This is a genomic window from Aquirufa rosea (assembly GCF_004118285.1).
Classification (GTDB): Bacteria; Bacteroidota; Bacteroidia; order Cytophagales; family Spirosomataceae; genus Aquirufa; species Aquirufa rosea.
In genome coordinates this window covers 640,494-663,636 of sequence record NZ_SDHY01000001.1, presented here as the reverse complement: position 1 = coordinate 663,636, position 23,143 = coordinate 640,494, and the positions used below count along the sequence as shown (strand labels likewise).

The 23,143-nt window shown below is 40.1% G+C and carries 18 protein-coding genes; 14 read left to right on the top strand and 4 right to left on the bottom strand.

What is annotated here, in order from left to right; genetic code table 11:
• Window positions 1-10 precede the first annotated feature (10 nt).
• From ESB04_RS02955 to porD, 7 genes are read left to right on the top strand one after another with little or no spacing between them, the layout of a single operon-like run.
• Window positions 11-2,140: a carboxy terminal-processing peptidase gene (locus ESB04_RS02955; protein WP_129026086.1), complete on the top strand. Its 2,130-nt coding sequence runs from the start codon at window positions 11-13 to the stop codon at window positions 2,138-2,140.
• The gene (locus ESB04_RS02950) at window positions 2,140-2,940 is read left to right on the top strand and encodes an inositol monophosphatase family protein (protein ID WP_129026084.1); all 801 of its coding nucleotides are present in this window, start codon (window positions 2,140-2,142) and stop codon (window positions 2,938-2,940) included. Before ESB04_RS02955 ends, ESB04_RS02950 begins: the two co-directional genes overlap by 1 nt.
• 6 nt (window positions 2,941-2,946) lie before the next feature.
• Window positions 2,947-3,099: a FeoB-associated Cys-rich membrane protein gene (locus ESB04_RS02945; RefSeq protein WP_129026082.1), complete on the top strand. Its 153-nt coding sequence runs from the start codon at window positions 2,947-2,949 to the stop codon at window positions 3,097-3,099.
• Between the two features lie 3 nt (window positions 3,100-3,102).
• Window positions 3,103-4,860: an ABC transporter ATP-binding protein gene (locus ESB04_RS02940; RefSeq protein WP_129026079.1), complete on the top strand. Its 1,758-nt coding sequence runs from the start codon at window positions 3,103-3,105 to the stop codon at window positions 4,858-4,860.
• A 39-nt stretch (window positions 4,861-4,899) separates the two neighbouring features.
• Entirely contained in the window at window positions 4,900-5,790 is an 891-nt protein-coding gene (locus ESB04_RS02935; RefSeq protein WP_129026077.1) for an outer membrane protein assembly factor BamD, read from the top strand.
• A gap of 56 nt (window positions 5,791-5,846) precedes the next feature.
• Entirely contained in the window at window positions 5,847-6,164 is a 318-nt protein-coding gene (locus ESB04_RS02930; protein WP_129026153.1) for a DNA-directed RNA polymerase subunit omega, read from the top strand.
• Window positions 6,165-6,188: 24 nt separating this feature from the next.
• Window positions 6,189-7,097, top strand: coding sequence for a type IX secretion system protein PorD (gene porD / locus ESB04_RS02925; RefSeq protein WP_129026075.1), 909 nt, complete (start codon window positions 6,189-6,191; stop codon window positions 7,095-7,097).
• Window positions 7,098-7,101: 4 nt separating this feature from the next.
• Here the strand turns inward: porD and tilS are convergent, their stop codons facing one another.
• Window positions 7,102-8,445, bottom strand: coding sequence for a tRNA lysidine(34) synthetase TilS (tilS, locus tag ESB04_RS02920; RefSeq protein WP_129026073.1), 1,344 nt, complete (start codon window positions 8,443-8,445; stop codon window positions 7,102-7,104).
• A gap of 52 nt (window positions 8,446-8,497) precedes the next feature.
• Here tilS and ESB04_RS02915 point away from each other — a divergent pair, with 52 nt between their 5' ends.
• Both ESB04_RS02915 and ESB04_RS02910 read left to right on the top strand, forming a co-directional pair.
• A complete protein-coding gene (locus ESB04_RS02915) occupies window positions 8,498-10,042 on the top strand; it encodes an OstA-like protein (protein ID WP_129026071.1) in 1,545 nt (514 codons plus the stop codon).
• Window positions 10,043-10,138: 96 nt separating this feature from the next.
• Window positions 10,139-10,744, top strand: coding sequence for a T9SS type A sorting domain-containing protein (locus ESB04_RS02910; RefSeq protein WP_129026069.1), 606 nt, complete (start codon window positions 10,139-10,141; stop codon window positions 10,742-10,744).
• 86 nt (window positions 10,745-10,830) lie between these two features.
• On the opposite strand, the gene htpG is transcribed toward ESB04_RS02910, so the two are convergent.
• Window positions 10,831-12,645, bottom strand: coding sequence for a molecular chaperone HtpG (htpG, locus tag ESB04_RS02905; RefSeq protein WP_129026067.1), 1,815 nt, complete (start codon window positions 12,643-12,645; stop codon window positions 10,831-10,833).
• 294 nt (window positions 12,646-12,939) lie between these two features.
• On the opposite strand from htpG, the gene ESB04_RS02900 reads away from it, so the two are divergent.
• The 4 genes from ESB04_RS02900 to lpdA all read left to right on the top strand — a co-directional run bounded on the left by ESB04_RS02900 (window position 12,940) and on the right by lpdA (window position 19,872).
• Window positions 12,940-13,875 carry a type IX secretion system membrane protein PorP/SprF gene (locus ESB04_RS02900; protein ID WP_164969574.1) on the top strand — a complete coding sequence of 312 codons (936 nt, stop codon included), beginning with the start codon at window positions 12,940-12,942 and terminating at the stop codon, window positions 13,873-13,875.
• A gap of 245 nt (window positions 13,876-14,120) precedes the next feature.
• Window positions 14,121-16,850: a 2-oxoglutarate dehydrogenase E1 component gene (locus ESB04_RS02895; RefSeq protein WP_129026063.1), complete on the top strand. Its 2,730-nt coding sequence runs from the start codon at window positions 14,121-14,123 to the stop codon at window positions 16,848-16,850.
• A gap of 21 nt (window positions 16,851-16,871) precedes the next feature.
• A complete protein-coding gene (gene odhB, locus ESB04_RS02890; RefSeq protein ID WP_129026061.1) occupies window positions 16,872-18,419 on the top strand; it encodes a 2-oxoglutarate dehydrogenase complex dihydrolipoyllysine-residue succinyltransferase in 1,548 nt (515 codons plus the stop codon).
• Between the two features lie 46 nt (window positions 18,420-18,465).
• Window positions 18,466-19,872, top strand: a complete 1,407-nt coding sequence (lpdA, locus tag ESB04_RS02885) for a dihydrolipoyl dehydrogenase (protein WP_129026151.1) — start codon at window positions 18,466-18,468, stop codon at window positions 19,870-19,872.
• A 1-nt stretch (window position 19,873) separates the two neighbouring features.
• Here the strand turns inward: lpdA and mscL are convergent, their stop codons facing one another.
• Window positions 19,874-20,227, bottom strand: coding sequence for a large conductance mechanosensitive channel protein MscL (gene mscL / locus ESB04_RS02880; RefSeq protein ID WP_129026059.1), 354 nt, complete (start codon window positions 20,225-20,227; stop codon window positions 19,874-19,876).
• A gap of 220 nt (window positions 20,228-20,447) precedes the next feature.
• Between mscL and ESB04_RS02875 the strand changes: the two genes are divergently transcribed.
• Window positions 20,448-21,608, top strand: a complete 1,161-nt coding sequence (locus ESB04_RS02875; protein WP_129026057.1) for a sialidase family protein — start codon at window positions 20,448-20,450, stop codon at window positions 21,606-21,608.
• 161 nt (window positions 21,609-21,769) lie between these two features.
• On the opposite strand, the gene ESB04_RS02870 is transcribed toward ESB04_RS02875, so the two are convergent.
• Window positions 21,770-23,140 (bottom strand): MATE family efflux transporter, encoded by a 1,371-nt coding sequence (locus tag ESB04_RS02870; protein ID WP_129026056.1) that lies wholly within the window; start codon window positions 23,138-23,140, stop codon window positions 21,770-21,772.
• Between the last annotated feature and the right edge of the window lie 3 nt (window positions 23,141-23,143).

Below are 23,143 nucleotides of genomic sequence, written 5' to 3'. Positions count from 1 at the left end.
CCTTGGTAATATGAAAAAGATACTGCCTATTTTAATTCCGCTTTCCCTGCTGGTAGTTTTGTTTTTGCATGGCAAAAATCAAACAGGCCTTCCTGCTACAAAAGCCGTCGTTTATCAAGAGGGAGATTTACAACCTACTGAAACCCAGCGTAAGGTGGAGCGTTTGGTCTTTGGCATCTTAAGTAATTACCATTATCGCAAAATTCCTGTTAACGACTCTCTATCTTCCAAAATTTACGATGCTTATTTGAAAGAATTAGATCCTAATAAGGTCTTCTTTTTAGCTTCTGATATTGAAGAAATGGAGAAATACCGTTTGACGATTGATGATCAATTGAACGAAGGCGATTTAACTTCGGCCTTTGCTATCTATAATCGCTACCAACAACGAATGAAGGAGCGTTATGCCTATATCGATCAGATTTTACAGAAGTCGCCCGATTTCACCTTGGATGAAACTTATCAGCCCAACCGCGATAAAGCCACCTATGCAGCTTCCAAGGAGGCATTAAATGATTTTTGGCGTAAGGACGTGAAGCGTCAATTGTTGGATTGGAAAATTTCAGGTAAGGCCGATACCACGGCTTTGCGGGAGTTAAAAGAGCGTTACAAGCGTTCTGAAAAATACATGGCTCGCACTCGTTCAGAAGACGTATTCCAAATCTTCATGAACGCTTACACCGAAAGCATTGATCCGCATACATCCTACATGATTCCTCGAACCGCCCAGGCTTTCAATACTGACATGGCACAAAGTTTTGAGGGGATTGGAGCAACGCTTCGCTTGGAAGGAGATTATGTGACCATCATGGATTTAATTCCGGGAGGTCCTGCCTTTAGAAGTAAGCAAATCAATCCCAAGGACCGAATTGTGGGGGTAGCTCAGGGAGATGAGGGAAGTTTTGTGGATGTGATTGGTTGGTTTACCGATGACGCTGTCAAACTAATCCGTGGTCCTAAGAATACTGTGGTTCGTTTGAAATTATTACCCGCTGGTGCAGGTACTGGAGCTCCTACTACAGAAGTACGTTTAGTACGAGAGAAAATCAAATTGGAAGAGCAAACTGCCAAAAAAGAAATTTTAACCTACACGCAGGGCGACAAAAAAATGAAGTTGGGATTAATCACCATCCCAATGTTTTATCGTGATTTTGAAGGTGCCCGTAGAAAAGAGTCGGATTTTAAATCGACCTCAGCTGATGTGAAGAAGTTTTTGACTGAGTTTAAAGCTGAAGGGATTGACGGTTTGATTGTTGACTTACGTAACAATGGAGGAGGTTCCTTAATTGAAGCGGTAGATTTAACGGGTTTATTTATTCCCAAAGGTCCAGTGGTACAAAGAAAACAATCAGATGGTCGTATTTCTCAGGAAGTAGATAAAGATCCAGAACAATTCTATGATGGTCCTATGGCCGTTTTGATCAATCGGTTTTCGGCCTCTGCCTCCGAAATTTTTGCGGCTGCTATACAAGATTATAGAAGGGGAATCATTGTAGGAGAGCAATCTTATGGAAAAGGAACGGTGCAATCCGTGGTGGATCTGGATAATTACATGAACAATGAAAAGGAGCCAGTAGGTCAATTGAAAATTACTTTAGAAAAGTTCTATCGTATTAATGGGAGTTCTACACAACATAAAGGAGTAAGTCCTGATTTTGCCCTACCTTCTGCCTTCTCTGCCGAAGAGTTTGGTGAGAGTTCTCAGCCTAGTGCCTTGCCTTGGGATATGATTTCCCCGACAAACTACCAGGCCACTTCCAATGTGAACCCTGCTTTAATCAGTAAGATGCAGGCTAGTTTCCAAGCGCGGCTAAAGACCAAGCCTGATTTAATAAAATTGAAAGAAGATTTTGAACGTTGGAAGAAAATCAAGGAGCAAAATTCTATTTCCTTGCAAATAGATAAGCGTAAAAAAGAACTGGACGAGCAAAAGAAAAAGCCAGATGAGTCGCAGGCGGTAATGGATAATATTGCTGGCTCAGATGCCGATGTTCCAGATACGGAGAAGGATAAGAAAGCATCCACAGCCGATAAACATGCTAAGGACACGTATTTAAAAGAAACACAACAATTGTTGGCAGATTGGGTATTAGGACCTGCTCCAACCAAAGTGGCGGTCAAGTCACCTGTTAAAAAGTAATGGTGGATATATCAAAAATTCTAGAACAATCTCTACCCGTAGTTCGAGACACTGGCCAGTGGATTCAATCCATGGTCAATAAGATTGCCATAGAACATATTCAATACAAGGGCAAGAACGACTTAGTATCCTTTGTGGATCAAACAGCCGAGGCGAAATTGAAGGAAAGTTTATCTCTAATTTTTCCTGAAGCGGGGTTTATTGCCGAGGAAACAGCTTCCGACTTTTCCGAGGTGGGAGATGGTTTTTATTGGGTGATCGATCCCTTGGATGGTACTACTAATTTTTTGCACCAATTACCCATTTTTGCCGTTTCCGTAGGGTTGGTATATCAAAAACAACCTATTTTGGGTTTGATTTATGAGCCTAATCGGGATGAGTTGTTTTATGCCGCCAAAGGTCATGGGGCGCATTTGAATGGATTGCCTATCCAAGTTTCTTCTCAACCTACTCTCGAGAAGAGTTTATTGGCTACCGGATTTCCTTACCATGATTTTTCATACCAAGATAAATATTTGGCCCTGCTTAAAGAATTGATGCAAAAAAGCCATGGTTTAAGAAGGATGGGTGCCGCAGCGATAGACTTAGCTTATACGGCCTGTGGACGCTTTGAAGGCTTTTTTGAAGCTAATCTGAAACCTTGGGATGTGGCTGCGGGTAAGATTATCATTGAGGAAGCAGGTGGGAAGGTGACTAATTTTTCCGGAGGAAAATCTGTGATTTTCGAAGGTCAAATTATTGGAGCTGGCGCGATTTTTGAAGAATTTTTAGGAACTTTGCAGATGCATTGGAAAAACTAGGCGCACATGGAAAATGTCATCATTGGTCTCGTATTTATCGGAGCTTTAGCTTATTTGACGAAGCTGGTATATAAGATGTTTTTTACCAAGCAGTCAGGCTGCGCCAAAGGTTGTGGTACTTGTCAGGCTATCCCCACTGAAACCAACAATCCCGTATAAGCTTTGAAAGAGAAATCCAGCGGTAAAATCGTAGACTTACAAATCATTCGTCGAATTTACGGCTTTATCTTGCCTTATAAATTTCGTTTTTGGCTGCTGGTCTTCTTAATACTTTGTATGGCAGGAGTGTCTCCTGTAGTTCCCCTACTTATTCGTTACACCATCGATCATTATGTGGATGTTAACCAGGTGGAGGAACTTCTTCGTATGTTTTTCATCATGCTGGGGGTATTGTTTTTACAAACAAGCCTGCAGTTTTCAACGAGTTATTTGGCAGGCTATTTAGGACAAACCGTCATTCGAGATATTCGAGTGACTCTCTACCAAAAAATCATCAACCTTCGCTTAGCCTTTTTTGATGCCACGCCCATCGGTCGATTAGTCACCAGAACCGTTTCCGACATTGAGACCTTGAACGATGTGTTTTCGGAGGGTTTAGCCTCTATCGCAGGGGATTTATTGCAATTGTTCCTGATAGTGGGGGTGATGTTTTATACCGACTGGCGATTGACCCTCATCATTCTGGCCACCGTTCCTTTCATGGTTTTGTCGACCTATATATTTAAAGAACACATCAAAAAGTCTTTTAATGAAGTGCGTTTGGCGGTTGCCAACCTTAATTCCTTTGTACAGGAGCATATTTCAGGTATGATGATTGTGCAGTTGTTCCATGCGGAAAAAAGGGAAATGTTGAAGTTTCAGGAAATTAACAAGGAACATAGAGATGCCAACATTAAAAGTATTTGGGCCTATTCGGTGTATTTCCCAGTAGCGGATGTGATTGCTGCTGTCGGCACAGGATTAGTGGTTTGGATGGCATCGACTTATATTTTGAAGGAGCAACAAAGCGTAGGGACATTGACGGCCTTCATTATGTTTATTAACCTGTTTTTCAGGCCAATCAGAATGCTTGCTGACCGTTTCAATACCCTTCAGATGGGTATAGTTTCTACCGAACGAATTTTAACCTTGTTGGATTCTACGGATTACATCCAAAATAACGGTACGCATCAGGCTGATAAATTGGAGGGGAAAGTGGAATTTAAAGAAGTGACATTTGCCTATAACGAGCCAGAATGGGTAGTTAGAAATGTAAGTTTTAAAGTGGAGGCTGGTAAAACTTTGGCCATCGTAGGAGCTACCGGAGCGGGCAAATCTTCCATTATTGGTTTGTTGAGTCGAATGTATGATTGTCAATCGGGTCAAATTTTGATTGATGGAATTGCCTTGACAGATTATGAAATTACCAGTTTAAGGAAAAACATCGCGGTGGTGTTGCAGGATGTCTTTTTGTTTAGCTCTACTATAGCTTATAACATTCATTTAGGTGATCCTAGCATAAGTCAGGAGAAAATGGAGGAAGCGGCTAAAGCAGTAGGAGTTCATGATTTTATCATGTCACTTCCTGGAGGATATCGATACCAAGTGATGGAAAGAGGTGCTACGCTCAGCGTAGGTCAGAGGCAATTGATTTCCTTTGTCAGGGCTTTGGTACATGATCCCAAAATTATCATTTTGGATGAGGCTACCTCTTCGGTGGATACGGAAACAGAATTAATGATTCAGGGGGCCATTGCCACCTTAATGAAGGGCAGAACTGCCGTGGTGATTGCTCACCGTTTATCTACAATTCGTAACGCCGACCAAATTTTAGTGATGGAAAAAGGAGAAATTAAGGAAAGGGGAAATCACGATGATTTAATCAAACAAGAGGGTTTGTATGCTCAATTATATCATTTACAATTTAGTAAAGCAGTATAATTCGGAGGTACGCACAATTATGATTATCTTTACGCTCTTATGAAGTTGAAAAATATAGTATTGATTCTTTCGGTGGCCTTGATTGGCTTAAGTTCTTGTGGAAAATTTGAGAAATTTCGCAAGAGTGCTAGTGTACCTGCCAAGTATAAAGCAGCCGTTGAATATTATAAAAAGAAGGATTATGCCAAGGCAGGAATTCTATTTGATGAGATATTACCCTTGCTGAAGGGCGATTCTACTCAAGAATTGGCTACATTTTACCAAGCCTATTGTGATTTTAATACTGGTAATTATACTTTGGCTAATTCTCATTTCAAGAAATTTGCTGAAGTATTTTCACGGAGTGAGTATGCTGAGGAGGCTATTTATATGTCGGCGTTTTCCTTGTACAAGGATTCTCCCAATTACAATCTAGATCAAACAGGAACTTTGTCGGCTATTAACGAGATTCAAAGTTATTTGAATAATTATCCAGATACCAAGTTTAAGGAAGAGTGTACCAACATTATCAAAGAGTTACGTAAAAAGTTAGAGAGAAAAGCCTATGCCAAGGCCAAACTATATCATAAAACTTCTCCGTTTAATATCGCGACCTTAAAATCGGCAGTGATCGAGATCACTAATTTCCAAAAGGATTTCCCTGATTCCGATTATAATGAGGAAATGGCCTATTTGAAAGTAGTAGCACAATTTGAATTAGCCAATAGTACCATTGAAATTAAACAAAAAGAACGTTATTCAGATGCTACCAAGTTTTATTTGGAGTTAGTGGATAAGTTCCCGAATAGTAATTATTTGAAATTGGCCGAAAAGATGTACACCAAGAGTGTGGATGAGGTGGCTCGTTTAACCAAATTGGAAGATGAGTACAAAGCCAGTGTAGAAAAGGAGAAGGCTAAGACTTCTAAATTGGCTACCAGTCCTCAGTAGTTTTTACCAAAAAAATAGTCTAAATTTGCAATCTTAAATTTATAGAGATGTCTAAGATCCAAACAAATCCATCCATCATCACTCGTGATGTAGATAAAATTGCCGCTAAGACGGGAAATGTATACGAATCAATTTCGATTATTTCACAAAGGGCACGTCAAATCTCTAGCAAGATGAAAGAGGAATTATCAGGTAAATTATCTGAGTTTGCCTCTTCTGTGGATAATTTAGAAGAGATATTCGAGAACCGTGAGCAAATTGAAATTTCAAAATATTATGAGCGTATGCCTAAGCCTTCAGCTTTGGCCATTGACGACTTTATGGCAGGTAAAGTTGACTACCGAGTACGCGAAGAGGGTGCAGACGAAAAATAGTTTTATTTCGTTTGATTTCTAACCATGAAATCTACTTCCTTTTTTCTGACCTTATTTTTGTTGCTAACTTCCTGGGGACTATGTGCCCAGGAGTTACAGGCAACAGTGACCATTAATACGGAGCAATTACAGCTCGATCAACAACGCGGAAGCAATCAGATTTATCCCGATTTACAGAGAACCATGCAGGACTTCCTCAATGGAAGGCGCTGGTCCAATGATAATTTTGCTCCAGAAGAAAAAATCAAAGTCAATATCAATTTATTGTTAACCAAAGCCACCTCACAGGGAGACTTTGAAGCCAATGCCCGCGTACAAGTTTTGCGCCCGGTATTTGGTACTTCTTATGAGACCATCGTCTTAAATATCATTGATAAGAACTTTAATTTCAAGTACTTATTGGGTATGCCTTTGACGTACAATGATAATTCCTACATCGATAATTTAGGGTCAATGCTGGCCTATTATGCTTATTTAGCCTGCGCCTATCAATACGATTCATTTGGTAAAATGGGAGGGGATATATTTACGCAGAAACTGTTTAACTTAACCAATTTAGCCCAAACTTCGGGCTCAGGCTGGGGCATCGTGAGTGATGTTCGGAGCCGGGTGGCCATCGCTGAAAGCTTGATGAATCAGCAATTACAGGGAATCAGGGAAGTTAATTATACCTACCATCGTCTTTTGCTGGATACCTTCAAGGATCAACCAGATGAGACTAGAAAAGGTATTTTGGAATTATTGAATCAAATCAGACAAATCAATCAAATCAGGCCTGGGGCAGCCAGTATACGCATATTTTTTGATGCCAAAGCTGATGAAATTTTCTCCATCATGGATGAAGCCTCCCCAACGGAAAGACAGCAAGCCTTTGCCTACTTAAGTTTATTGGACCCTATCCGAACAGAGACTTATCGTAAATTGATTCGATAGGTTTTTATGGCTTCGTTTTATTCTCCAGTGTCAAAATACAAAGTCCCTCCGTTTTGTCAGTTACCTTATTCCTGTTGTCAATTCTGTAACCCATTACCCATACCACTGAGCCTTTGCTTAAGACTAATTGTACGTTTTTCTTTAAGTTTAATGGTACTTTTTTATCAGTTAGGAAATCAGATATCAGCTTCTTTTGATTCATCCCCAAAGGGCAAAACCAATCACCTTCTTGATATTTTCTGATTTCTAGTGGGAAGGTCAAGGTGTCGGCATCTAAGCAGGCAATATGTGCTCCCGTAGGTAATTCAAAACCATTCTCATTTTCACCAAAATCGATATGAAGTAATTGATTGCCAAGGTCTACCGTTTCGTATTCCTCTTGTACTAAAATAGGTTTGAATTCCGATTGATCTTTTGGGCTTAGTACCCATTGTTGACGGTCTATATTCAACACATGACTAGCTGATTCAAAAATTTTTCCAATTTGCTTGTCGTCTGCGTCTAAAATATGGGCCATGGTGTCGCTGTTGAAATGAAAGGCCAATAAGAATTGCTGGCGCATAACCATTTCTTTAACAGCTAATGGAGTATCAAATAATTTCACAAATACATTGCCTGATTCATCGTTCTTGCATCTTTCCTCTTTCCAAAGGTTTAATTCCGCTTGCATCCATTGCTCAATCAGGGCGACGTTCGTACTGCTTTGAGCAACATTTTGTACAAAATGGGGGTTTAATTCCAATAATTTGGGCATTACCTCATGACGAATAAAATTTCTTTGGTATTGGGTGGAGGTGTTGGAAGAATCTTCCCTCCACGTTAATTTATAACTTACTACAAAATCAAAGATTTGTTCTTGGGTAGCAAAGGCCATAGGGCGTATGATATGCCCATTTTTAACAGGAATTCCATGGAAACCTGCAATTCCACTTCCTCTGCTTAAATTGATCAAGACCGTTTCAGCACTATCCATCTGATGATGTGCGGTGGCGATATAATCGTATGATTCTTTTTTACGGATTTCTTCGAACCAATCGTATCTCAATATCCTGGCAGCCATTTGTGTGGAGAGTTTTTCCTTCTCTGAAAAAGCCTTGGTATCAAAGCAAATGGTGTGGTAATTGACTTTATACGTTTTGGCTAATTTTTTGACGAATACCTCATCTGCCAAGGATTCTTCTCCACGCAAGCTGAAGTTGACATGCGCAATCCCAAAATTGAATTTGGCTAGGGAAAACAGTTTAGCCATCACCACAGAGTCTATTCCACCGCTGACAGCTAGCAAAATTTTTTGATCAGCTTGGAATAAATTCTCTTTTCGGACAAATTGGATGAAATCTTCCAGCATAAAAATGGTAAATTGCGTGATAAAGCCACGAAATTAACGATTCGCTTGTAAGATGCGCTATATATTACTCATTTTCCTGAGTATTCTCCTGTTTTTACCTGTTTTGACTCATGGTCAAAGTCAGGTACAAGTGATCTCTGCTGATAGCCTGAATGGTATTCAAATGGAATCGGCGATGATCAAAAAACTGGTAGGTAAGGTGGTATTGAAACAAGGAACAACCACCTTGTTTTGTGATCAAGCTATTTTGAATAGTACTACCAATAACGTGGAAGCTTATGGCAGGGTGAAAATCATTCAAGCAGATACGGTGACGATTACGGGTGACTCAGCGCTTTATAATGGAGACCTTCGGCAAGCTTACATGCTTGGACGAGTGAAATTGGATGATCATACCATTGTATTAAATACCAATAAATTAGACTATGATTTGAACAGTAAAATGGCTGTCTATCATACGGGGGCTAAGATTTTGGATAAAAAAACAACTCTGACAAGTAAGGAAGGATTTTATAATACGGTCACTAAAAACTTTTTATTCAAAGAAAAGGTGAAGGTAGTGGATAAAGAAGGGGGAGCCTTGAAAGCTGATTCCTTACGGTACAATACGGCCTCCAAAGAGGCATTTTTCATTTGTCCTACGGAGATTATCAATAAAAAGGATACGGTTTACACGAAATCGGGTTTTTACAATACTCAGACCAAGGTTTCCAATTTTACTGGTCGGTCCACGGCTAAGATGGAAGATTATACTTTAACTGCCGATACCCTATTTTATGATAGCCCGACTAAGATTGGGGTAGCGAAGGGAAATGTAGAGTTTTTTAGTCAAAAAGATAAGGTCTTATTAACTGGAAAAAATGGTCGATATAATGGCCATACCGGTATCACACGCGTTTATGGAGGAGCGTTGATGCGGAATATCATGGAAAAGGATACCCTTTATCTGACGGCGGACACGCTCGTTTCATTTGATAACAAACAAGATTCTGTTAGAAAATTATATGCCTACAAGCATGTTCAGATTTATAAGTCTGATTTATCTGCAAGATGCGATTCTTTGGGTTATGATATGAGGGATTCGGTTATACATTTTTATCAAAAACCCATCATTTGGACGCAGGATTCACAATCAACCGCTGATTCCATTTCTTTATTTATGGTTAATCAGAAATTAAAGGAAATGCGTTTAAGAGGACATTCTTTTGTTATTTCAGCTGATTCTGCCTCACATTTTAACCAGATTAAAGGTCGAAAGGTTTGGGTGTTTTTTAATACAGAATCTCAAGTTCGGCGAGTGAATGTGGAAGGGAATGGAGAAAGTATTTATTATGTGGTTGATGATAAAAAAGTAACAACAGGTTTGAATCGCGTCGAATGTAGTCGGATGAATTTATTTTTTGATGAAAATAAGGTCAAGAAAATTACTTTCATTACCAAGCCGGAAGCCCGATTTGTTCCCCCAAAAGAATGGAATGAAGACCTACAAATGTTAGATGGGTATCGTTGGCGTATCAAAGAAAAAGTGACCTTGAAAATGTTGATGGATGCGGTGAATGCCCCGGATATGTTAAGTCCAATTGTTAAAAATCCTTAAAATTGGGCCTTTGGTCATGTAATTTGTACCATTTGACCGATTTCAATTTTGCCTTGATTATTGCCTGCTTATTTTTGTATTACTATTTTTAATCAGATGAATCGATTTATACCTGTGTTTGTTTTCTGTTTCCTAGTATTTCTCTTAATCGAGAATTCTTGGAACGTAAATGCACAGGGGGAATCTAAATCAAGATCCCGTTTGGAAATAAAATCGAAACCTGGTCCGGTACATTTGCCAATTCTTTTGGCCAAGAGAAGTTTTAAGGTAAATCCTCAATTGCAGACGAGTTTGAATATTCACGAAAATACGTATATCAGTCAATTTTTGAAGAATAATTTTGCTCAAGCTAGTACGACTCGCTTAGCAGAGTCGGTCAGTATGGATAGAAAAGTGGGGGAGGAAAATGTAGCAGGAGATGCCTATTTGTTTCAATCAGACCGTTTAGTAGTTTCCAATTTATATCCCAATCCTGCTAGTGAATATGCTGATGTGGACTTTCAGATATTAGGAGCTAATATTGAAGTCAAAGTGGTGATTTATAATATTTTAGGTCAGGAAATTAAAGATTTAGTCTTGGATAAAGATCAACGTACCGCTCGGATTTCCTTGAAGGACCTAAACAGCGGCATGTACATGTATCAACTCATGATGGATGGTCGCTCGATAGTTACCAAGAAGTTGATAGTCAGAAAGCAATAAGTGTATTAAGTGTTTCGTTCCTTTTGAACAAGGTCGTCAAGGTTTAAAACCTTGACGACCTTGTTTTTGAGGGCTTGAAACAGCTATTAAAATCCGTTTACGGTTCGCTTGATAAAGGCGGTTAAATCCGCTCCTGTCAAGAGATTCTGCGATAATAAGGCCAAATCTGTGATTTGTTTAGCCAGATTTTTCTTTTCCTCCTCGGTTGGTAATTCCACTAACTTGCTGATTAATGGGTGGTTAGCATTGATGGAAATTTGATAGGTCATCGGCATATTGCCAAACATACCCATACCACCACCGGTTTTGGACATATCACTCATGCGTCGCATGAATTCATTTTGTGTAATGATGGCGGGTAGCTCATCTGGTGACATAGCTTCAACCTGAACTTGTTTTTGCTTGTCATTGATGGTTGCCTCGAAAATTTCTTTCACGGCAGTCTTTTGCTCCTCTGTTAAAACGGCCTCTAATTGGATCCCCGTATCAATCAGTTTGTCAATGGAATCAGCGTCCACGCGTTTCCATTGAGTTTTCTCAATTTTGGATTCCATTTGATTGATGAAATGTGGGTCAATCATGGAGTCCATTTTTAAAACAGAATATCCTTTTTGAATGGCAGATTGAATAAAGGCATCTTGCTGTTGGGCATCGGTGGTGTATAAATAGACCCTTTGACCATCCTTATCGGTTTGTAATGCCTGAACTTCCTCCGCGTATTCGTCTAGGGTATATAGTTTATTAGACGTGGTTTCCAATAAACAAAACTCCTTGGCCTTGTCAAAGAACTTATCATCAGATATCATACCATATTTGATGAATAAGCCGATATTGCTAAATTTCTCTTCGAATCCTGGACGATCCGCTTTGAATAATTCCTGTAACTTATCGGCTACTTTTTTGGTTATGTAGCTATTGATTTTCTTGACATTGGAGTCGGCTTGCAGGAAGCTACGAGAAACATTTAAAGGAATATCTGGAGAATCTATTACTCCGTGCAGCAGCATTAAAAACTCAGGGACAATGTCTTTGACCTCGTCAGTGATAAATACTTGTCTGCTATACAATTGGATTTTCTCTCGTTGCAACTGGAACTCGTTTTTCACTTTAGGGAAATACAGTATACCCGTCAAATTGAATGGGTAATCCACATTCAAATGAATCCAGAAGAGTGGTTTTTCTTGGAATGGATATAATTCCTCATAGAACTTCAAGTAATCTTCGTCGCTTAATTCAGCTGGGGATTTGGCCCAAAGTGGAGTAGGGTTATTGATGATTTTATCTTGGAATTCAATCGGGATAGGAAGGAATTTGCCATACTTTTCCAAAATTGATTTCAATCGGAATTCATCCAAAAATTCTTCTGAATCTTCTGCGATGTGTAAAATGATGTCAGTACCGCGTTCATCTTTTTCAGCGGTACTTATGCTGTATTCTGTGGAGCCATCGCAAGTCCAACGTGCTGCCTCGGCACCTTCTTGGTATGATTTTGAGATGATTTCCACTTCAGAAGCTACCATAAATGCCGAGTAGAAACCCAGTCCAAAGTGGCCAATGATTCCCTTATCGTCACCTTTGTCCTTGTATTTTTCCACGAATTCGGTAGCGCCAGAAAAGGCGATTTGATTGATGTATTTCTTGATTTCTTCAGCAGTCATACCAATACCATTGTCAGAAATGGTGATAGTCTTCGCCTCCTTGTCAAAACTTACTTTGACTTTCAACTCTCCCAATTCGCCATTGAATTCTCCAATGGAGCTTAATCTTTTGATTTTTTGGCTGGCATCTACTGCATTGGAAACTAATTCACGAAGAAAAATTTCATGGTCTGAGTAGAGGAATTTTTTGATGATCGGAAAAATGTTCTCGGTGTGAATGGAGATATTACCTGATTCTTTCATAATATTAATTCGGAGTGATTAAAAATCTTTTATTTGATGCAGGAATAACAAATTCGAAACCAATTTTATTGGGGATGTCATATTGTCAGTAAATGTGTCCAAGTGGTATTTTACAAGAAATTCAAGTGGCTAGTCATTTAGGATGCTCATATTTCAAGCTCTGATTCGAGTCAAATGAAAAATTTTATGACAGATTTTTAAAAATGCATACCTTGCGCCGGCTATGTAGCGTTTGTTGATGGGTGTGATTTTTACAAGTCCGAACACCTATTGTATTACAGTATAATGATTCTTATGCGGCAAATTTTAGTCACTATTTTTTCTTGTTTGGCATTGACGGTAATGGCCCAACAAGAATCCTTGCGCATGGTATATCCATTCATCCCGCTATCTATCAATCCTGCTGAAGCAGGAAATAAGGGAGTAGCGTCTGTTACAGGTATTTTTAGGCGAAAACCTTTGTTTCAGCAAACGGGTGGAGCGACTTCCTCTCAACAGTACTTTAGTTTTGATATGCCTATTCAGCAGGAGAAGTGGGGGATAGGTTTTTTAGCTTACAATACGGATCAATCATATAGTTTAATGGGTGGTGGAGTAGCAGCTAACCTAGGATTGGCAGGGATTTTGTCCAAAAGGTTTGTCGTGGCTAAAGGACAAAATTTACAATTGGGACTCAATCTGGGCTTGAACCAATATCCTATTTTAGGTAGAAATGGGACCTCTGAATTTGGGGGTAGCTTGGGTTTTGGTGTGGCTTATCAATTTGACAAATTAGAAATAGGGCTAAGTAGGCCCACACAAAGTTTACGCAATTTGGAATGGTCCAATCCTAACCCCATTTATGCTAGAATGGCTTATACTTTACCTGCTGGTCAGGGCAATTGGTTGAAGTTTGGGGCCTTGATGCGTCATCAAATTGCGGATACTCGGGTGGATTTACATGGGACATTTTGGTGGCAGGAAAAGTTGGGCTTGGGACTTTGGTGGCAAAATACTGGTTCTGAATTTTCTAATGAGGCCTTATTAGGTAGTATTGAAGTTCCCCTTGGAAGAAATTTTCGGGTGGGATATGCTTATGATTTTTTAGGAAGAAATTCCGTGTACTTTACTCCTGGTACTAGCAATACAGGAACCAGCTCCGTTCAAACCGCTGCTTCAGGTTACCATCAAATTTTTATACGCTATGAGATTGATTTAGGAAATGGCAAGATTGCTAATTTTAGGCTTTAGGTGAATTGCTGAATTATTTCATTTTCTGTAGATATAATTAGAATTTATAAAGATTTTTTTGGGCTTATTTCGATAGATACTAAATCCTTAGAAATTTGTGCGCTAAACGGGAAAAAACCCCAATTTTTTTGGGGATAATTATAATCCCCTTTGTAAATTGCGAAGATTTTTTTTGACAAGAATAATTAATTTTACTCAATCAATAACGTTTGAAACTTTTCTGGATTTAGGCCAGATTTAACATTATGGATTCATTTTCCTACGTTGCGAATGCCGATACTCAAGTTATTTCTGACTTGTTTGATGCCTATCGATTAGACCCCAATTCAGTAGACAGTTCATGGAGGGATTTTTTCAAGGGATTTGAGTTTGCTCAAACCTGGCAAGAAGGAGGTTCTTCCGCCGCTGGTGTTGCTGTAGATCAGTCGCACATTCAGAAAGAAATGTCGGTCATCAGTTTGATTAAAGCATTCCGTTCTCGTGGACATTTATTAGCGAAAACTAATCCTGTTCGTCAGAGGAAAGATCGCCAGCCTCGTTTAGAAATCAAGGATTATTCCTTGTCTGAATCAGACTTAGATACGGTTTTTCAAGCGGGAAGTTTTTTGGGAATTGGTCCAGCTACCTTACGCAAGATAGTGGAGGTGTTACAAACTATTTATGCGGGTTCTATCGGATTTGAGTATTCCTATATTCGTGAAGTTCGTGTAAAGGAGTGGTTGAGGAATAAGATAGAAAAGGAGGCCTTATCGTTTAGCCCTTCCATTGAAGAGAAAAAACAAATCCTACAGAAGCTGAATGAGGCAGTAGTTTTTGAGAATTTCCTAGGTACAAAATATTTAGGACAGAAGCGATTCGGGTTAGAAGGGGGTGAAAGTACAATCGCGGGATTGGATGCAATCATTAATCGGGCAGCGGATTTTGGAGTAAAACAAGCCATGATTGGTATGGCTCACCGTGGACGTTTGAATGTCTTGGCCAACATCATGCATAAGTCATACGAGGCCATTTTTGATGGATTTGAAGGTAATGTGCCAGATCAAATTCATGGAGATGGTGATGTGAAATACCACTTAGGTTATTCTAGCCAACATATTAGTCCAAATGGGAATGAAATTTCTTTGAAATTAGCCCCCAATCCATCTCACTTAGAAGCGGTTAACCCTTTGGTAGAAGGTTTTTGTAGAGCTAGTGCTGACGCCCATTACGATGGAGATAATTCCAAAGTATTGCCTATTTTAATTCATGGCGATGCGGCCTTAGCGGGTCAGGGTATTGTGTATGAGGTAACACAAATGGCTAAATTGAAAGGTTATTCCACGGGAGGAACCATTCACTTTGTGATAAACAATCAGGTTGGATTTACCACTGATTTTGAAGATGCGCGCTCGGCCATTTATTGTACTGACGTAGCTAAAATTATTGATGCACCGGTATTCCACGTGAATGGAGATGATCCAGAGGCAGTTGTATTTGTGTCCAGAATGGCTGCTGAGTTTCGTCAGGAGTTTGGACGTGATGTGTTTGTGGACATGGTTTGTTACCGAAGAAATGGGCACAATGAGTCCGATGAACCGCGTTTTACGCAACCAACTTTGTATGCCAACATAACCAATCACCCTAATCCAAGGGAGATTTATACACAGACTTTAATTAAGCGTGGCGATATTGATGCCAAATTAGCAAGTCAAATGGATTCTGAATTTAAAGCGGAATTACAAGCCAGACTTGATATGGTGAAACAAAAAGTAAAGCCTCCTTATGTGCCATTGAAATTGGATAACAAGTGGTCTTCGCTTCGTTTCTCCCAAGCAAGTGATTTTGATTCCTCACCAAATACATCCATTCCCAAAGAAACCATAGATTTGGTAGCCAATGCTATCACAGCTCTACCAAAAGGATTTGTGGCATTGAAGCAAATTGAAAAGGTTATTTCCGATAGAAAAGGATATTTTGAGAAAGGCGAATTGAACTGGGCTACGGCAGAGTTATTGGCCTATGGTTCCATTTTGGCTGAGGGAAAAACAGTACGTTTATCTGGACAAGATGTACAGAGAGGTACATTCTCTCACCGTCATGCGGTATTACATGATGCCAATACCAATAACAATTATTGCAATTTAGACCACATTAAGGAGGGGCAAGAAAAGATGCAAATCTTTAACTCTTTGCTTTCCGAATATGGGGTGTTAGGTTTTGAATTTGGATATGCATTAGCGAATCCAGATGCGCTGGTGATTTGGGAAGCCCAATTTGGAGACTTTGCCAATGGAGCGCAGACCATGATCGACCAGTTTGTAAGTTCACATGAATCCAAGTGGGGAACGCAGAATGGTTTGGTGATGCTTTTGCCTCATGGCTATGAAGGTCAGGGTCCTGAGCACTCGAATGCACGTCCTGAACGTTTCTTGCAATTAGCATCAGAAAACAATATGGTTGTGGCAAATTTGACCACACCCGCTAATATTTTCCACGCCTTGCGCCGTCAATTGACTTGGGAATTCCGTAAGCCTTTAGTGGTGATGTCGCCAAAATCCATTTTCCGTCATCCAAAGGTGGTTTCACCGATTGATGCTTTTACTTCCGGTAAATTCCAGGAGGTAATTGGGGATAGTTATGTTGATAAGGCCAAAGTGAAAAAGGTGTTACTATGTAGTGGTAAAGTGTATTTCGACTTGTTGGAAAAACAAGAGAAGGATGCTCGTAAAGATGTGGCCATTATCAGGATTGAACAATTGCATCCACTTCCAGTGGCTCAAATAGAGAAGGAGTTAGCTAAGTACAAGAATGCGGATGTGTATTTTGTACAAGAAGAGCCGGAAAATATGGGTTATTGGTCCTATATCATACGTGAATATGGTTGGACTAAATTTAAAGGTTTGGTAGCACGTAAAAAGAGTGCTTCTCCGGCTACAGGTTTCTTGAAAGTACATGCTGAAGAACAAGCAGCCTTGATTAATAAAGCGTTTGAATAATTTAAAAATAAGCCGAACAACATGGCCATAGAAATGAAAGTGCCCGCTGTGGGTGAATCGATTACGGAAGTGACCGTAGCTACTTGGAACAAGAAAGAAGGAGATGTAGTGAAGTTGGATGAGGTTCTTTGTGAATTAGAATCAGATAAGGCGACTTTTGAATTGCCTGCTGAGGCTGAGGGTGTGTTGCATATCGTTGCGAAAGAAGGGGATGTTTTGCCGATTGGTGCAGTTATTTGTACTATTGAGGTGAAAGGGGCACAATCATCCGCTGCACCAGCACCAGCTATAGAAAGTGCGGCACCTACTGCTCCTGTGGCTGCTTCTGCTCCAGTTAGTTCAGCAGATGCTAAAGTTATTGAAGTAAAAGTACCACCAGTAGGAGAGTCTATTTCAGAAGTGACTGTTTCCGTTTGGAACAAGAAATCCGGAGACTCGGTGGCCTTAGATGAAGTTTTATGTGAATTAGAGTCGGATAAAGCAACCTTTGAATTACCAGCCGAGTCGGCAGGAATTTTACAAATTGTGGCTGACTCAGGAGCCGTAGTTCCTATTGGTGGTGTTTTAGCGACAATCACGGTAGGAGCGGGTGCAGTGCAGGCTAGTGCTCCTGCTGCTTCGGCACCAGCTGCTGCTGCACCATCAGCGCCCGTAGCTAATGCATCCTATGCCGCAGGGCATCCTTCACCTGCTGCTGCCAAAATATTAGATGAAAAAGGAATATCTCCTGCTCAAGTAGCGGGTTCTGGTGTAGGTGGAAGAATTACCAAAGAAGATGCCCAAAATGCACAAGCTTCATCATCAGCAGCAGCTCCTACAGCAGCATCTACTGTAGCTGCAGCCCCATCTGCTCCAACTAACAACGATGCCAGAGCTTTACGAAGAGAAAAAATGAGTTCTTTGCGTAAGACCGTAGCGCGTAGATTGGTAGCTGTGAAGAATGAAACGGCCATGTTAACCACTTTTAATGAAGTGGACATGAAGCCAGTAATGGATTTAAGAGGGAAGTATAAAGATAAGTTTAAAGAAAAGCACGGAGTAGGTTTAGGCTTTATGTCTTTCTTTACTAAGGCTGTTTGTGTGGCTTTGAAAGAGTTCCCGTCTGTGAATGCCAAGATTGATGGAGATGAAATAGTTTTTCATGATTTTTGTGATATTTCTATTGCCGTTTCCGCCCCTAAAGGATTGGTTGTTCCGGTTATTCGGAATGCGGAGAACTTAAGCTTAGCTGGAATTGAATCTGAGGTGGTTCGATTAGCTGGTAAAGCCCGAGATAATAAATTGAGTTTAGAAGAAATGTCAGGCGGAACCTTTACCATTACCAATGGGGGTGTTTTTGGTTCAATGATGTCTACTCCAATCATCAATGCCCCTCAAGTAGCCATCTTAGGTATGCATAATATTGTGGAACGCCCTGTGGTGGTGGAAGGTCAAATCGTGATTAGACCTATGATGTATTTGGCTTTATCGTATGATCATCGCATCATTGATGGTCGTGAGTCGGTAAGCTTCCTAGTACGTGTCAAGCAGTTGTTGGAAGATCCTGCTCGTTTATTATTAGATATTTAATAACATGAATAGGCCTTTAGGGGCCTATTCCTTTTTTCCTTGCCTTATGTTAGAATTTGATGTTGTCGTTATTGGTTCCGGTCCTGGTGGTTATGTTGCTGCAATTCGTGCGGCACAGTTGGGATTCAAAACTGCTATAATTGAAAAATATGCTGTGATGGGAGGTACCTGCTTGAATGTAGGTTGTATTCCTTCTAAGGCACTTTTAGACTCTTCAGAGCATTTTTATAATGCTGTCCACCATTTTGAGGAACATGGAATCGTGGGTGGAAAACCAAAGGTAGATTTGGAAAAAATGATTGCCAGGAAAGCTGGTGTGGTGGAAAAAATGAATGGGGGGATTTCCTTTTTAATGAAAAAAAATAAGGTAACCGTCTTTCATGGTTTAGGTTCTTTTGAAAGCGCTAAGGTGGTTAAAGTGACTCAAACAGATGGTAAGGCGGAATTATTGGCTGCTAAAAACATCATAGTGGCAACAGGTTCTAAGCCAACCATCCTACCTTTTATCCCAGTAGATAAAACACGTATCATTACCTCTACAGAGGCATTGAAGTTAAAAGAAATTCCTAAACATTTAATTGTGATTGGAGCGGGAGTGATTGGAGCGGAATTAGGTTCTGTGTATGCTCGTTTAGGCTCAAAAGTTAGTTTTGTAGAGTTTGCTGATGGTATGATTCCTACCATGGATAGAACGATGGGTAAGGAATTGCAGAAATCAATAGCCAAACTTGGTGCTAATTTTTATTTTTCGCATCAAGTTACTTCAGCAGAAAATAAAGGAAAAGAAGTGGTAGTGAAAGCAAAAAATGCAGCTGGTGAAGAGGTAGAGATTAAAGGAGATTATTGCTTGGTATGTATTGGCCGTAAACCCTATACTGAAGGCTTAAATTTGGAGGCCGCTGGCTTAAAAACAGATGAGCGAGGAAGGATCCCAGTAGATGAGCATACCTTACAAACTTCAGTTCCTGGTATTTATGCCATTGGTGATTTGATTCGTGGAGCCATGTTGGCTCATAAGGCAGAAGAGGAAGGGGTATTTGTAGCCGAAACGATCGCGGGTCAAAAGCCACATATTAATTATAACTTAATTCCAGGTGTAGTATATACTTGGCCAGAAGTTGCTTCCGTGGGTAAGACGGAACAAGAACTAAAGGCCGCGGGTATTGCCTATAAAGATGGTTCTTTTCCATTCAAAGCCTTGGGTCGCGCTGTTGCCTCCATGGATGTGGATGGATTAGTGAAGGTTTTAGCTGACGCTACTACCGATGAAATCTTAGGTGTTCACATCATTGGTGCTCGTGCGGCAGACATGATTGCTGAAGCAGTAGTAGCCATGGAATTCAGAGCCAGTGCAGAAGATGTGGCCCGCATGTCACATGCCCATCCTACTTACACGGAAGCTATGAAGGAAGCTTGTTTAGCTGCTACTAGTAAGCGAGCTATTCACGCCTAATTTATTCGCCTGCTTTATCATCTCCAGCTTTAAAGCGGTTAGTCATTTTGATGAGTAAAAACATGACGAAAGCGACCAATATAAAGTCGATGAAAATCGTGATAAAGTTACCATATTGAATAGCATTTTCCGGGCTGATTATCTTTCCAGTAGTGTCATATTGTGCTTCTCGTAAGACATATTTCATGGCTTTGAAATCTACTCCGGTGGTTAATTCTCCTACAATAGGCATAATGACCCCATCGATAAATGCGGTGGTTACTTTGCCAAAGGCAGCCCCCATGATGAAAGCTACCGAGATTTCAATCAAGCTGCCTTTCATGGCAAATTCTTTGAATTCTTTGATGATACTCATAGTGAATGATTGGGTTTAAAAGGATGAATAGCTAGGTTAAAAGATAAAATTTTGAATGTAGAAAAGGGTTCGATATTTCGTTAAAACAAGGAATAGGATTGTTTAAGCTCAAATATATCTTAAATATTATATTTTTTTACATTTCAATCGCTTCGTTGGTTTAGTTTATCATGATATTCCCACCAATAAATGACTAAATTTGAATTTAATGGTTATTGGCATGAAAAGATTACTCATATTTACGATTCTGATTTTATTTTCGATTTCCCTTTTAGCTCAAAAATCAGATAGAGTTTCTGTTTTTCAGTCTGGAAAGGATGGTTATGCAAGCTACCGTATTCCTGCTATCATCAAATTACCTCATGGTGAATTATTGGCCTTTGCGGAGGGGCGCAAGAAGAATGCTGCAGATTTTGGTGATATTGATATCGTTTCTAAATTGAGTAAAGATGGGGGCAAAACCTGGTCGGAGTTGAAAAAAGTGGTCGATGTTGATTCTTTGCAAGCGGGTAATCCAGCTCCTGTTGTAGATTATTGGGATCCAGAGTTTCCACAGGGAAGAATATTTTTGTTTTATAATACTGGCAATAATCATGAGAATTTAGTTCGACAAGGGAAAGGTTTACGGGAAGTTTGGTACATTACTTCCACTGATGATGGCCGAACTTGGTCGACGCCAGTTAATATCACGAGATCGGTGCATAGACCTGGTCAAGATCCTTATAAATTTTCGGAAGATTGGCGTTCTTATGCCAATACTCCTGGACATGCCATGCAAATCTCAGCAGGGAGGTACCGTGGTAGGATATATGTTGCCGCAAATCATTCGAGTGGAGCACCTCAAGCTAAATTCACGGACTATGTTTCACATGGTTTCTACACGGATAATCATGGTCAGAGTTTTCAACTGAGTCAATCTTTGAGTTTGCAAGGCAGCAATGAAGCCTCGGCAGCTGAGTTGTCTGACAATCGATTGTTGTTGAATGCTCGAAATCAAAAGGGTGATGTTCGCACGAGGATTGCTGCCATCAGCGCAGATGGAGGTAATACCTGGGAAAAAAACTATTATGAAACATCCTTGCCTGATCCAGTTTGTCAAGGCTCTTTGCTTTCCTTAGGATATCGACAAGGAAAAAGTGTATTAGCTTTTTCTAATCCGGCAGATCAGGAGCATCGTAATCATTTGACGCTTCGAATTAGTTTTGATGAAGGTCTAACTTGGCCTATTAGCCATGAAATAGACGGGACAAATGATCCCAAATTAATCTCAGATTTTACCGCTTATTCTGATATTGTTAAGTTGGAGGAAGATAAAATTGGTGTTTTGTACGAGCGCAATGACTATGCTGAGATTGTTTTTGTCAATATCAAATGGGAGTAGAAAATGCTAATTTTTGGCTAAGTTCAGCAACGCTGTTAAGGTTTCAAACCTTGACAGCGTTAGCAATGGTAATTGCGACTTTTTAGGAAAGCCTCCTTAGCCAAACGTTTGAAAACTTAAAAAAAATATATGGATGAGAAAATGATCAATTAATTGATTAATTAATCTTCCACTTTCAGGGAATTGAAATCAATGACCTTGGTAAGGGAATAAAATCTCCATGATAGTAATGTTGCAGAGCAGATTAAGCTACATGTGAGACCTATCCAAATACCTACTGCTCCAAAGTCACCATAAATTCCTAATAGGTAGCTCAAAGGTATTCCAACTCCCCAATAAGAAAAAACGGTAATAGCTGTAGGTATTTTCACATCCTGCAAACCCCTTAATAAACCTAATGATACGGCTTGTATCCCATCAAAAAGTTGGAAAATAGCACCCCAAGTAACTAGTTGCACTGCGATGGCAATAACCTCAGCTTCCTGTGTATAACCACGAACTAACCAAGGTTTTAGGGTAAACATGATAATCGCACATATGCCCATGAAAATGATAGAAAGTAATAGAGCGGCATTGCCAGATACGTATATGCCCGACCTGTTTTTTTCGCCAATATCCGTACCCACATGAATTCCGCCGGCCGCGGCTATTCCCGTAGCCATCATGTAGGTGAGCGACGCCATGTTAATAGCCACAATATGGGCGGCTTGCGCGGTAGACGAAATCCAACCCATCATGACCACTGCCATACCAAAGGTGGCAATCTCAAAAAAACCTTGGAATCCCGCTGGAATCCCCACTGTTAAAATATTTTTTTCTAATATCCAAGTATGATGTTCGGAGCCATGTCGACTAAGATAGGTTGAAAAAGAGGGAGATTTCCATATATACATTCCCAAACTGGCCGCCATGAAAATGCGACATACCAGTGTGGAAATTCCCGCACCAAACAAACCCATGGCAGGAATAGGACCTAGGCCATTGATACAAATATGATTACCGATGACATTCAGTACTAGAGCGATGATGGTTACATTCATGGCTACACGGGTTCTTTTTAATCCATCCGTAAAGCTTTTAAATGCAGCGAACAAAAATGTAGGGATCACTGAAATGGCAATCAACGCTAGGTAGGGAAGGGTTAATTGCTTGTTGACTTCACTTTGTTGGAATAAATCATAATTCCATCCAATGATACCAATCAATAAAATGGTAATCACGGAGAGAAGTAGAGCCACACGAATACTCGCACGCAACAGATTGCCACATTCAACCGGATTTTCTTCTGCTACAGATTTTGAAATCATGGGTGAGGTAATCTGTAGGCAGATTAAACCAATGATGGCAATGGTGAAAAAAATGGAACCTGCCATACCTGAAGCTCCTAAGCTTTCAGCAGCAAGTGATTCCATTTGGCCAACTTGCACGGTATCAGCCAATCCCATCAGCATGACGCCCAATTGTCCAATGACAATGGGTAAAGCTAGTTGGATGGTACTCTTAATTTTAGTACCCAGACTTATATGCTGCATTCC